The 14519-nt window shown below is 57.4% G+C and carries 3 protein-coding genes; all 3 read left to right on the plus strand.

The window, feature by feature from the left end; genetic code table 11:
• Window positions 1-248: 248 nt before the first annotated feature.
• A complete protein-coding gene (locus BMZ46_RS25405; RefSeq protein ID WP_254778407.1) occupies window positions 249-13175 on the plus strand; it encodes a hemagglutinin repeat-containing protein in 12927 nt (4308 codons plus the stop codon).
• A 436-nt stretch (window positions 13176-13611) separates the two neighbouring features.
• Entirely contained in the window at window positions 13612-14145 is a 534-nt protein-coding gene (locus BMZ46_RS25415) for a hypothetical protein (RefSeq protein WP_254778406.1), read from the plus strand.
• 69 nt (window positions 14146-14214) lie between these two features.
• On the plus strand, window positions 14215-14397 hold the full coding sequence (locus BMZ46_RS25420; RefSeq protein WP_074688563.1) for a hypothetical protein: 183 nt from the start codon (window positions 14215-14217) through the stop codon (window positions 14395-14397).
• The last annotated feature ends 122 nt before the right edge of the window (window positions 14398-14519 follow it).

Raw genomic sequence — 14519 nt, forward strand, 5'->3', positions numbered from 1 at the left:
CATTCAATAATTGACGTCAAAATAGTGGCCATCTAATATCGCGCCATTAATTTGATATCAGTGTGCCGCTACGAGGGAACGAACAGGTTTTCATGGCATTTGCCGTGATCGACTGGGCGACGCTGGATTGCCTTGCGCAACTTTCTCCCTAACCCACTTCGCTCTGACTGGCGCTGACCGTGCGCCCGTCGGGGTTGTCGCGCCTGCCTTCAAATCGCCCATCCTGCCTGTTGCATTGAGACTTTTACATGGACGTTCGTCAGTACGCCTTTCTTGCTCGCCTGCCATCTGCTGCCGTAAAAAGCCGTGATCAGTTCTGGGGCATGCCCAAGCGCGGGCTGGCGTTTTTGCTGGCCAACGTCATGTTCTGGCAACCGATGTGGGCCCAGGCCGACGGCATTGTGGTGGCCAACCCTGGCACTACGCTCGACCGCGCCGGCAACGGCGTGCAGATCATCAACATCGCCACACCCAACGGGGCAGGTCTGTCGCACAACCAGTTTCATGACTACAACGTCGGCGCGCAGGGCGTCATCCTCAACAACGGCTCCAACCAGGCTTCGTCCACCCAACTGGGCGGGTACATCGTTGACAACCCGCACCTGAAAAACAGTGGTTCGGCACAGGCGATCCTCAACGAAGTCATCGGTGGCAGCCCGAGCCAGTTGCGCGGCTACACCGAAGTGGCGGGGCAGTCGGCGCGGGTGATCGTCGCCAACCCGTACGGCATCACGTGCAATGGCTGCGGTTTCATCAATTCGCCACGGGTCACGCTGACCACCGGCAAACCGGTGCTGGATGGCAGCGGTCGCCTGGACCGTTTCCAGGTCGATCAGGGCAGCGTCGCGATCGAAGGCGCCGGGCTTAACGCAACCAATGTCGACCGCTTCGAAATCATCACCCGCAGCGCAAAGATCAACGCCGAGATTCAGGCGAAAAACCTGACCATCGTTGCCGGGCGCAACGACGTCAACGCCGACAACCTCAATGCTACGGCCCGCGCCGACGACGGTAGCACCAAGCCGCAACTGGCCATCGACTCTTCGGCGCTGGGCGGCATGTACGCCGGGGCGATCAAACTGGTCGGCACCGAGGCCGGGGTCGGGGTGAAGCTCGACGGCAAACTGATCGCCAGCGGCGGCGACATCCAGCTCGACGCCAACGGCCAGTTGAGCCTGGCCGAAACCTCGGCCACCGGCGCGGTCAACGTCAAGGCCGCCAGCCTGGAAACTCGCTCGGCGGTCTACGCCGGCACCTCGCTGAATGTGCAGACTCAGGGCGATCTGACCAACCGACAGACGCTTGCGGCGCGGGACAGCATCAGCCTCAGTGCGGGCGGTCAGTTGACCAACGCCGGGGCCATTGAAGCCGGGGTCAATGCTGACGGTGGTCGTAATGCCAATGGGGATCTGAGCCTGAGTGCGCAAGCCATCGACAACCGCGGCAAAGGCCTGGTCGCGAGCCGCAACCTGACTGTCAACGCCGCACAGACTCTGAATAACCAGAGCGGCACACTCAGCGGCCAGAACACTAGTGTTACCGCCGGCACGCTGGACAACCGCAATGCCGGCCGCGTGCTGGGCAGCGCTTCTCTGAACCTCAACGCCGGTCAGGTGCTCAACACCCAAGGCGTCATCAACAGCGCGGGCAACCTGACCGGCACGGTCGGACAGCTCATCAATCGCAACGGTGAACTGAGCAGTCAGGGCGATACCGTGTTGACCGTCACGTCGCTGGATAACGTCGCCGGCCTGTTGATGGCCGGGCGGATGCTGGACATCACCGCGTCGGGAGCGATTAACAACGCCACCGGCAAACTCGGTGGCAAGACTGCCCTGAACGTGCGTGCACAGAATCTCGACAACAGCCAGCAAGGCCAGTTGACCAGTGAAGGTGCACTGACCACCCGTATCAGCGGCCAGTTGAACAACCAGAACAAGGGCCTGATTCAGGCGAACGGTGCCATGGACGTGCAGGCCACTCGCCTGGACAACCGCGCCGGCAAGATTTCCGGCCTCGACAACCTGACGGTCAGCAGCGCCAACACGGATAACCGGGGTGGTGTGATTCGCTCGGACAAGGCGTTGAAGGCGCTGGTCGGTGAACTGGACAACCGCGACAAGGGCCGGCTCGAAAGCAAAGCGGCACTGACCTTCGAAGGCAACAAATTGGACAACCGCAATGGCGGCCTGCTGACCTCGACCGGGTTGATGACGCTCAAGGCCAGCGAAGTGAACAACGCCGCCGGGCGAATGTCCGGCAAGGCTGATATCGACGCCAACATCGACACCCTGAACCAGCAGGGCGGTGAACTGGTCGCCGAAGGCAATCTGCTGCTCACCGGCAAAAACCTCGACAACCGCCAGGACGGTCTGGTCGGCTCACTGAAAAATCTGACCGTGAATGTCGAGCAGATCGACAACCGCGGCGGTTCGCTGTCCAGCCAGCAAGCGCTGTTGGTCAACGGCACACGTCTGGATAACAGCGAAGGCGGCAAGGTGTTGTCCGACACTACGCTGGGCCTGAAGGTCGCGCAGATCATCAACGCCACCAATGGCCTGATTTTCAGCAAGGGCGCGAGCACCCTGAGTGGCATTGGTTTGAGCAACGTCGGCGGGCGGATCGTCAGCCAGGCGGATCTGCAAATGACCTTCGATGAGGCCATGGACAACCAGGGCGGTCTGGTCAGCAGCGAAGGGCGGCTGACCCTCAAGGTCGGCAGCCTCGACAATCGCCTGGGCAAACTGTCCAGCCTTGAGGCAATGGCGCTGACCTCGACCGGCGCGGTGCTGAACCAGGGCGGTCTGATCGCTTCGCAAAAAGGCCTGGTGTTCAACAGCGGCAGTCTCGACAACAGCGACCAGGGCATCATCAGCGCCAAGGCCGATTCGACGCTGACCACCGGTGAATTCAAGAACCGTCACGAAGGCAGTCTGGCCACCGACGGCACCCTGCAGCTGAAAGCCGCCCACCTGGACAACTCCGGCGGGCGCATCGGCAGCCAGCAGCAACTCGACGTGTCGGTCAATTCGCTGGAGCAGGATGGCGGCGAGCTGTTCAGCAACGCCGACCTGACGCTGGACATGAACCACGGCTTGTTGAACAACCAGCGCGGCAACCTGCATACGCCGGGTCAGCTGCTGCTGAAAAACCTTGCCGAGGTGAACAACAGCGCAGGTGAAATCTCTGGTGCGAACGCCTGGAGCCTGAATGCGCAAAGCCTGAACAACGACGGCGGCAAGTTGCTGAGTAACCAAAAGCTGACCCTGGTTGTCGATCAGGCCTTGAGCAACATCAAGGGCCTGATTGCCTCTGCCGGCCTCGACAGCCGCAGTGCCAGCCTGGACAACACCGGCGGCGAAATCCGTGGGCGCGGCGAGGTCGACCTGACCGTGACCGACCTGTTCGACAACCAGGCCGGCGTAGTCATCGCCGACGATGGCCTGCGCGTCACGGCCGCCCGTCTGGACAACCGTCAGGAAGGTCTGGTGGGGTCCACAAAAGCGCTGACACTCACCGTTGACCGCGTCGACAACCGCAGCGGTGAGCTGTCGAGCAAGGCCGGTGTGAGCCTGATCGGCGCCTGGCTCGACAACAGCGACAGCGGCTACATCGCCGCCGGCAGCAATCTGGCGCTGACTGTGGGTCAGGTCATCAACCACAACAAGGGCCTGATGAGTGGTGACACCGGCCTCACGCTGACCGGGCAGACGCTGGAAAACAGCGGTCGCCTGAGCAGCGGCAAAGACCTGGCGATCACCCTGTCATCGGACTTGAACAACAATCAGGGCAGCCTGATCAGCGAAGGCGCGCTGGCGATCAATGCCCAAAGCCTGAGCAACAACGGCGGCACGCTCTCCAGTGCCAGAAACCTCACGGTCGACACCCGAGGCGCCGTCAGCAACCAGGGCGGCAAACTGCTCACCGACACCGCGCTGACGATCAACAGCAGTGCCCTGGATAACCAACAAAAAGGCGTCATCAGCAGCAAGACCGGCCTGAACATCAACACCGGTGACTTCAACAACAGTCAGGGCAGCCTTTACTCGGCCGATCAACTGGAGTTGAACGCAGGTCAAGTGACCAACACCTCCGGCAGCATCGGCGCAGCCAATGCTCTGGTGGCTAACATCAAGGGGCTCGATCAGCAGGGCGGCAAGCTGTTCAGTACCGGCGACCTGAGTCTCAACCTGAAGGGCGGTGCGCTGAACAACCAGGACGGCTTCGTCTCCGCACCCGGTCAATTGCGACTGAAAAACCTCGGTGACGTGAACAACCGGGGCGGCGAGATTTCCAGCGAGCAGGCCTTTGACCTGATCGCCGCGTCGCTGGACAACAGCGGCGGCCAGGTGCTGAGCAACCAGAAACTCACCTTGACCATCGACAAGACCCTGACCTCGATCAAGGGCAAGATCGCCGCCGCCGCGTTGCGGATCCGGGCGGCGAGCCTGGATAACAGCGATGGCGGCGTGTTGCTGAGCGACAGCGATCTCGAGGTGACCGTCGACGGCCTCTTGAGCAACCGCAACAAAGGCAGCATCAAGGCAGCGCAAAAACTGACGCTTAACAGCACCGGTCTGGACAACCAGGGCGGTACGCTGGTGGGCATCGCCGGCTTGGCCATTGACCTGGGCACCACCGCACAAGACCTGAACAACCAGGACGGCATGATCAGCAGCACAGGCCTGCTGAGCATTGCCCACCTACGCGACCTCAATAATCAGAGCGGTGTGATCAACAGCAAGGGCGTGCTGAGCATCGCCACGCTGCGTGCCCTGAATAACCAGAAAGGTGAAATCTCCAGCGTCAACAGTTTCAGCCTCACCGGTAACAGCCTGGACAACCGTGGTGGCAACCTGATCAGCAACGATCAACTGACCCTCACCGCGCCCGAGCTGAAAAACCAGGGCGGTCTGATCTCTGGCTGGAAGGGCGTGACCGTCAATGGTGGCACCCTCGACAACAGCCAGGAAGGCAGCATCTCCAGCCTGCTCGGCAACCTGAACATCGACCTCAGCGGTGCGTTGATCAACCACAGCAACGGCGGGCTGGGCGGCATCGGTGAGGTGACCATCAAGGCCACCCGCCTGGACAACACCAGTGGCACCGTCACCAGTGGTGGCAAACAGACCCTGACCATCACCGGCGGCACGATCAGCAACGGCGCCGGCGGTTTCATTGAAAGCGGTGACACCCTGGATGTCCGCGCGGCCACCCTGAACAACGCCGGTGGCCGGATCACGGCCAGCAAAGCGCTGACCTTCACCGGTACGCAACTGGACAACAGCGGCGGCAGTCTGGTCGGCAAGGACAGCGTCACCCTCGACCTGCTTGGCGCCCTGACCAACGTCAACGGCGCGCTCGGCAGCACCGGGCCGCTGGTGATCAAGCGCTCGGCCAGCCTCGACAACCGCGGCGGCCAGTTGATCAGCCAGAGCCTGCTCGACCTGTTGACCCACGGTGATCTGAACAACAGCGCGGGCGGCACGATTTCGGCCAACGGCCAACTCGACCTCAAGGCCGATGGCACCCTGCACAACAACGCCGACGGCCTGATCTCCAGCCGTGATGCCGCCGTCAACCTGACCGCCGCAGCACTGAACAACGGCAAAGGTGCGGTGCAGAGTTTCACCGCGATGACCGTAAACACCGGCACCGGGGCCATCGACAACCAGGTCGGTAAACTCATCGCCCAGACCGGTGACCTGAACATCACCGCCGCCAGCCTCGACAGCCGGGGCGGGGTGCTGTCCAGCCTCAAGGGCTTGCTGCAAACCCGTCTGACCGGTGTATTGCGCAACGGCCAGGGCGGCAAGATCGAAGGCAGCCGCCTCGACCTGCGCGCCCTCGGCGGCATCTATAGCGACGGCGGCCGTATTGCTGCCAACACCGGCGACATCCTGCTGGATGCGGGCGCCAATGCGCTCGACAACAGCGCTGGCGGCATCTACGCCAAAGGCCAGGTGAAAGTCAGCGCCGGCTCGATGAACAACAACGCCGGCCAGGTCAGCGGCAGCGTTATCGACCTCGGTGCCGGGACAGGTCTGAGCAACCGTGGCGGTCTGATCGAAAGCGCCAGCACCCTGGCCGTGCGTGCCACCAACCTCGACAACCAGAGCGGCAAGCTGCGTGCCCTGGGCACCAGCGGCAAGACTGACTTCCAGATCGGCAGCCTATTCGATAACCGCAACGGCCTGGTGGAAACCGCCAACACCCACTTCACCCTGGCAGCGCCGAGCTTCCTCAACGCCGGCGGTTCGGTGGCCCACGTGGGCGTGGGCGAGTTCGACATCTCCACCGCCAACGTGATGAACGCCGGCGGCTTGCTGGTGACTCGTGGCGGCCTGACCCTCAACGCCGACAGCTGGACCAACAGCAGCGTGATTCAGGCCGGGCGCCTGACACTCAACATCAACAACTTCACGCAAACGGCCAGCGGCCAGGTGCTGGCCTCGAACCAGCTCACAGGACGCGGGGTGAACTGGTACAACGACGGGTTGATTGCCAGTGATGGCGGGATGGATATCCAACTGGGTGGTAGCTACGGCGGGAATGGCCGAGTGAGCAGCCTGGGCGATTTGACCTTCAATACGGCACAAATGAATTTGAGCAGTGCCGCAACAATCGGCAGCGGCGGGCCAGGCACGTTCAATATTGGCGGGCTACTAAACAATGCCGGTGGTCGACTGACATCCAATGGTGACCTGACGATCGCCGCCGGTGGCGTGAGCAACACCGGTACGTTGGGCGCCGGGCAAAACCTGACGATCAAGACCGCCAGTCTGGTGAACAATCGCAGTCTGATCTTCAGCGGCGGCAATATGAATTTGCTGACCAATGATTTCACCAACCAGACCGCCGATGTTTACAGCATTGGTAATCTGACCATTGCCGGAAGTGATGGCGGACGTGCCAATACCATCAACAACCTGGCGGCGTCGATCAATGTCGACGGTGATTTTTCGCTGTCGGCCAACAGCTTCAATAACAAGACAGAAGGTGTGATCGGGGAGGAGAAGTTTGTCTCTGGTGACATTACTTTTTCCGGCACCACTTTCTACGTTAATGAAAGTTTTGAATCGACCTCCAAGATCACGGGGCCCCAGGCAACGCTTTCGGTAGCGGGAAACCTGACCGCTAACGTCGGTTCTTTTACCAATACGGCATCGCTGATTTCGGCGGGCAAGAGCATCAAGCTGGATGTCGATACCTTCGATAACTTTGGATTGCAATCGGGCAACTTCACGCGGATGCGTGTTTACCAGATTGGTGGCCTTCCCAACAAACGACCGAGTTGGATAACCGATGATCTGCAGAATTATGCCGATCGGAATTCCAAGTATCAGTATGACTATATTGATTCTTGGCACGAACCCGACAAAGGCGGAACACACTGGGATTACCAGGCGCTGAACAAGCAGTTGCTCAGCAAAATCAACACAAAGTTCGGTATAGGGCCCGAGGTCGCAGTACCTGCGCCTATTCTGGCGGGCGTGAAGCAGCGTGACGACCGTATTTTCACCAACGGTGGGGGCAGCGTTCCTTCTATTATTCAGGCGGGACAAGCGGTAACCGTCAACGCTAAAAGCACGATCAATAACGGTAACCTCAATCCATACACAAACTTTGACGGAACGGCCAAGGCTGGGGCCGATACCGGGGTTAAAAGCTCGGCCAAGCCGACCGTGGTTTTCTTGAATCAGCAGTTGCCACCGGACCTGGCCCAGCAACAGGTCAACCCGCTGGCCCTCCCAGGATTCACCTTGCCAACCGGTGACAACGGTCTGTTCCGTCTCAGCCGCAAGGACGGCAGCGATCAGGAACTCGTAGCAGGTCGCGACTGGACCATCGGCACCATTGCTGCCAGTTCCACCCAGCGCTCGGACGGCATGCCCGTAAGGTCGGCCACCCAGCTGCAGTTCGACCAGAACGATCCGGTCTCGATGAAGAAACGTGACCTGACGCTGGCCTCGCGTCCGTCGCTGAACCTTAACGACAAAACCGCGCTGATCAATGTCAACGCGGTCGCCGGTGACGGCCCGGTTGGCGTGATGGCGCCGAACCGTGGACAGGTTTCGTTCGACGTACCACGTGTGCAAGGCCTGCCCGACACCAGCGTGCGTTCCAACCCGCACAAATATCTGATCGAGACCAATCCGGCGCTGACCAACCTCAAGCAGTTCATGAGTTCGGACTACCTGCTGGGCAAGCTTGGCTACGACCCCGACACCAGCGCCAAGCGCCTCGGTGATGGGTTGTTCGAACAGCGCCTCGTGCAGCAGGCTGTAGTTGCCCGCACGGGGCAGCGATTCATCGACGGCCAGACCTCAGACGAAGCAATGTTCAAGTACCTCATGAACAACGCCGTCACCAGCAAGAATGAACTCAACCTGTCGCTGGGCGTCACCCTGACTGCCCAGCAAGTGGCGGCGCTGACCCACGACATCGTCTGGCTCGAAGAGCACGAAGTTAACGGCGAAAAAGTCCTGGTGCCGGTGTTATATCTGGCCCAGGCCAACAATCGCCTGGCGCCAAATGGCGCGCTGATCCAGGGCGGTGATGTGACCCTGATTGCCGGTGCGGACCTGAACAACGCCGGCACACTTCGGGCTTCGAATAATTTGTTGGCGGAAGCGGGCAACAACCTCACCAACAGTGGTTTGATCGAGGCCGGTGACCGTCTGACCCTCAAGGCCGGTAACAACATCGTCAACAAGGGCGGCGGTGTCATCTCCGGTCGTGACGTCAGCCTGACGGCCACCAACGGTGATGTGATCAACCAGCGTGATGTCTACGGATATGACACCAACTACGGCGGCACGCTGCAACATCGCGACGTACTGAACAACGCTGCGCGGATCGAAGCGGCCAATGACCTGAAAGTCGACGCAGGGCGTGATATCAGCAATATCGGCGGTGTATTGCAAAGCAGTCGGGACATGACGCTCGATGCCAGCCGTGATGTCAACATCACCTCGGTGCAGGATCGCCGCACTGATTCGCGTGGCAGCAACTTCCTCAATCAGACCATCACCCAGCATGGGGCTCAGGTAAAGTCCGGGCGGGATCTGACGATCAGTGCCGATCGTGATGTGGCGGTTGTTGCCAGTCGGCTGGATGCCAAGCGGGATCTCAAGGTCGATGCCGGCAAGGACATCGTCATTACCTCTGCTGCTGACGAAAGCGATTACGTCTCGCGCGGGAAGAAGTTCGCCAACGAAACCCACAGCATCACTCAACAAGCATCCGTACTGAACGCCGGGCGGGACGTTGCACTGAAGGCGGGCAACGACCTGGGCATCATTGCCAGTCGTATCAAGGCAGAGGAAAACGTCAGCCTGGATGCGGATCAGGACATCACGGTTGCTTCCGCCAAGGACGAGAGTTCGTCCTACTACTACAAGAAGAAAAACGGCTCGTTCGGGCGCAGCAAGACGACCGAGCGCCAAAGCTATGAAAGCGAGAATGTCGCCTCGGTGATCGAGGCGGGCCGCGACCTCACCGTTAACACCTCCAAGGATGAGGATGGCTCGGTCAGTCTCGATGGTGGACGCAACGTCACCATCATCGGCAGCCAGTTGAAGGCCGGTAATGACCTGGTGGTGGGGGCAACTCAGGATGTGGCGGTACTTTCCGCCACCGAAGAATCTGGCTCCTACAGCAAGAAGACCAAGACCGGGCTGTTCGGTATGTCGAAAAGTGGCAGCAGCCAGTTGCAGACCGCTGTGACACAGGTCGGTAGTCAATTGGATGCCGGACATGATGCGGTGATTCTGGGGGGGCGAGATGTTCGTCTGAACGCCAGTGAAATCAGCGCCAAAAACGACGCCGAATTGCATGCCGGTCTGGTAGACAAGGAGGGCGATATCACCCTGTCGTCCGCAGATGATCAGGCCTACAGCCGTGCAGAGGAATACAAGAAAAAAGTCGGTCTTTCGTTGAAGGACGCTATTGGGTGGGCTGCCGGAACGCCTGGGTTCGGTGCCGACATGACATTCGCAACTTCTCACAATAGGGGACGTGAAGTTGTCAGTGCTGTGAGTGTCGGAAGTCAGGTCAGTGCCGGCAACGATGCGTTTCTCAATGCGGCTCACGATATTAACGTCATTGGCAGCGGGATCAGTGCCGTCAACAACGCTTCGCTCGATGCAGGTCGCGATGTCAATGTGGTTGCTTCGATTGACAGTCAGCGCAGCAACAGCTGGGAGACGGACAAGAGCGTTGGTATCAAACAGACCATCGACAGCAACGCGTTCACGACGTTCGTCGGCGGTGAAACCGTACAGCATGGCGTCAATAGCAAGGGATACACCGCTGCGAGCAGCGCCATCGATGCCGGGATGAACATCAATGTAAACGCCGGTCGCGATATCAACCTGCAAGGGTCCGACGTGGTGGCGGAGAACAATATCCGCTTCAAGGCCGAACGCAATATCAATATCGATGCCAAGGAAGAGGCTAGCGAAGTCACCATCCGTGACAGCATCAAACGCAACGGCATAACGGTGAGCACCGCCTATAACATCGGCAATACGATCGATGGGCTCAAAGGGACGGGCAAAGGCGAAGACGGAGTCAGCAAAGGTTCAAGCGTACTGAAAGCGGTTGATACCCTTGATCAGTTCTTCAGCGGGCCGAAGTATGACGGACACATTGGCGCATCCAGTGTCAGTTCCAGTAACACTCAGACCTCCGTGACACAACGGCCTTCGACACTTTCGGCAGACAATGACATCTCGCTGGACGCCGGAAACAACGTCAATGTCATCGGCAGCCGGTTCAATGCCGGGCGTGATATCAACGTCAAAGGCAAAGACATCACCTTCGATGTCGCGCATGGCTCGCAAGACAGCTCCGGACATTCGACTCAGAGCAAGGGCGGTGTGAAGGGCGGTACCAACGGTGGCTTCAAGCTGGGTGTGGGTGTCAGCAATGCGGGTACCGAGGACAAATCGACTCAAGGGACTTCGACGGCGACTCAACTGAATGCCGGCGGCAGTATTAACCTGGATGCCAAAAACGATCTGACCCTGATAGGCACCCGTGCGATTGCCGAGCGGGACATTTCCCTCAAGGCCGCTAACGATCTGAACATTCTGTCGGCGCAAAACGCCTATGAGAGTTCACACGATCGCCGTAGCTGGGGTGCCGAAGGCGGCATCATCGCCGGCCAGGATGGATTCGGCGTTTATGGCTCGGCAAATGTCGGTATCGGCGATCTGAACCGCGAGGGCGTGAAGCAGCAGGAAGCGTACCTGTATGCAGGTAACAAGCTGAACTTCGAAAGCAAGCGTGACACCACGATTGCTGGCGCCACTCTGCGCGGTGATGAAGTCCTTGGAGATGTAGGACGCAACTTAACCGTGTCCTCTGTTCCGAACACCGGCAAGGTCGAGGGCAAAGAGTTCGACGCCAGCCTGACTGTCGCGTTCAGCATCGGTGCAACGGTCAGTGGTTCGCTGGGTTACGGCGAAACCAACGGCAAAACCAATTGGGTCGACAACCAGACGGTTATCAGCGGCAAAAGCAAAGTCGATATCCGTACCGAAAAACATACTCAACTTGATGGTTCGGTGGTCACTGCCGACAACGGCAACCTCAAGCTCGACACCGACACCCTCGGCTACCGCAACATTACCGGCAAGGATAATGAGCACGGCTACTACTTGAACGTAAGTGGTAGCTACACGGGAGCCAGTGCCAACGGTGGCAGTGGTGGCGCTCAGGCCGACAAACCCAACAAAGGGATGGAAGGAGAGAGCAAGAGCAGTTGGGCAGTTGAGGGTTACAAGTACGACAAGGATCGTCAGCAGACGCTCAATGCCACCGTGGGGGCGGGGCAGATTGTTGTACGGCACGACAAGACCACGGGGCAGGACTCCACGAGCGGTCTCAATCGCGATGTGAACAGGGCGTATGAGATTACCAAGGACGAAGAGCATCGTACGGATCTGTATGTCAGCAGCAGTTCCATAGACGCGATCAGCCATCCTGGAAAGACGCTCGATAAATGGGAAAACAGCGTTACCGACTTTACGGAAAATCAGAAGGTACAAGCGACCCAGGTTTACGATGCTATAAAAAACAACTGGAATAAAATCCAGTCGCAACATGTAGATATTAATGATGTTCCGAAAAGTATTAGTAAAGAGTTTGGAGAAGAACGCGCTCTAGCGATTGCAAAAAATATCGTTCGCGCTGGTGGCGATCTTGAGGCGCTGGAATCTCTCGATCCTAATATCCTGAAAGCGTTGGTGGACTTTGCCGATAAAGCGGCAGTGTTCGATGGCAATCTGAACTCTTGTATCGAAAATAAAACTTGTACGGTCAAGGGGCCTGATGGCTGGAAGCCGGGAATGCCGTATGAAATCGGCGTGACGGTGACCAGTAACCTTCCGCGAAATGCAGGTGAAGCGATGCTGAGTCCGCTCGTTTCAGCATTGAAACTTGCGGATAACCTTCCGAAGGAACAGATTCAGGCTATCGGGCTTTCCATTCAGGCCATCATGGGGCCGTTTAAACTGGTTGTAAGCCTCGCTGCCCAGGCTGCCCTGAAGGAGGCGTTTGGCCCTGAGTATGAAAGGGTAAAGGAAGAGTCGGCGATCAATTTAGCTGCCTTCTTGACTGATCGTGATCCAAAGACACTGAAAGAATTTAACGACGCGGATAAAAAAGACGTCAATAGTGTTCTGAAAGGCGATCCTTATGTGAAGGCTGCCGAGTTTCTTATTGACTCTGCGTTGGGAGAAATCAAGAATCTTGGAATCCGGCAAGTTAGCCGGGTGCTGTCAGTTAATGCTGGTAGTGGAGCACCGCCGAAAACCTCCACAAGCGGGTTTCAGTTAACATTTGATAAAGCTACCAGAATCTGGACGACGCCGGCAGGCTTGGAATATGGTCGAGGAACCAGGCAGGGCACTAGAATCAATCACGTCCTGGAACACGCCAAGCCGAATCCGAACAAGCAAAACCACACTGTTTTCAGTATGGATAGAAAGGAGATACTGGGTGTGGTTGACGAGGCCTGGACGAAGAGAGGGAATCCAGTGGCGAACGATCCTGGGGCCTATATTGTGCCGATGGGGCGAGTGGTGGGGACCGCGGGAGAGACTAATGTAAAAGTCGTTGTCATACCAGGAACCAACACAGTACTTACTGCCTATCCAGTTCCATAGAGAGGTGTATATGATTTGCCCAAGATGTGAGCAGGACGACGTTATCAAAGCGATGATAAAAGCGAATAAGTCGATTATTTTTATTTGCCCTGAGTGCGAAGCGACGTGGTTCTCGATCGACGAAATAAAGTTTCCCGGATTTGTGGACTACATGACTTATATGAAGAGTATTGGTCTGTCCCATCTGTGGGATGAGTTGGAAATTATTTCGGAGAAAATATAGGTGTCGGAGTAGTAAAGTCAGAGCAAAAGAGTGCAGATTTATTTAATTAAGTAAATCTGCATCCTTTACTTTTAGTCAAGGCTACGGAATGGGGCGGGGGTATTGGCCGGTGGGGTGTTTAAGCGGGTTCGTCGCATTTTTATCCCCGTCTTTTACGTTTTTTATTAATGGCTTTCTCTTTGAAGGATGACTATGCGCTGTTTCGGAATCTCATTGTTGCTGGGCGTAACCTTACTGGTGTCAGGCTGCAACACCACGCCAGTAGACAAAGCAACTGTTTACTATGATCGGGCGCAATTTTCTTCGCAGATCGTAAAAGACGATCCTTCTATGAGTGATCCGATTCTCCAGCACGGCCGCTGCTCATTGATTATCTCCACGCCGGGGTCAAATACGGGGACCTACCAATTTTGTACTTTTGCGCTGACTGCCAAGGGGCTTTATGTCCAGGGGTGGGATGCGAAAGCGTTGAAGTATGTCGAGGTCGTGCACGTCGAATTGTCGAACATCAAAGCGATGTCGCTTCATACATTCTTCCGTACCAAGCAGCTTCAGTTAACGGAGGAACGGCGACAACTGGCTCTGAGTGCGTCGATTGACGAGGGTGGCTACGTTGATGCGGAAGCAACTGAACGGTTGTTCGATACCATCAAGAAAAAGGGGGTTCTCGTGGTGGAAAGCAAGGGGATGATCAATCCGCCTGCGCCGCCAGCGCCGATGATTATCCCTATCGTTATTCCGAGATAGAGCTACTGAGAACAGGGCGGGTTTATTTGATTCGATAAAACTGCCCCTTTTTTGTGAGATGAAATTTAGATGAATATCGGAGCTTTGTACTCTGCCATTTCAAGCAGTTCATTTGGTCTCTCAATGGGCGCGATCTGGCAGCATTTGAGCGTAGAACTTACGAGCTTCAAGATAAGCGATGAAGAAAAAGCGGGTGTTTTCCTGGAGGTGTTGGCGCGTCTGATGCTTGTGAAAGAAAAGGGGACAGATTAATTTGATTGAATAAATCTGTCCCCTTTGTATGTCCCTTTGTATGCCTTTGTATATTTGGGGAGGTGTATATGATTTGCCCAAGATGTCAGTAGGGCGACGTTATCAAAGCGATGATAAAAGCG

Origin of the sequence: Pseudomonas sp. NFIX49 (assembly GCF_900115915.1) — a bacterium.
In the GTDB taxonomy this organism is placed as follows: domain Bacteria; phylum Pseudomonadota; class Gammaproteobacteria; order Pseudomonadales; family Pseudomonadaceae; genus Aquipseudomonas; species Aquipseudomonas pharyngis.

Coding starts and splice junctions, on each gene's coding strand:
- BMZ46_RS25420 (WP_074688563.1), top strand. CDS start 14,215: ATGAATATCGGAGCTTTGTACTCTGCCATTTCAAGCAGTTCATTTGGT.
- BMZ46_RS25405 (WP_254778407.1), top strand. CDS start 249: ATGGACGTTCGTCAGTACGCCTTTCTTGCTCGCCTGCCATCTGCTGCC.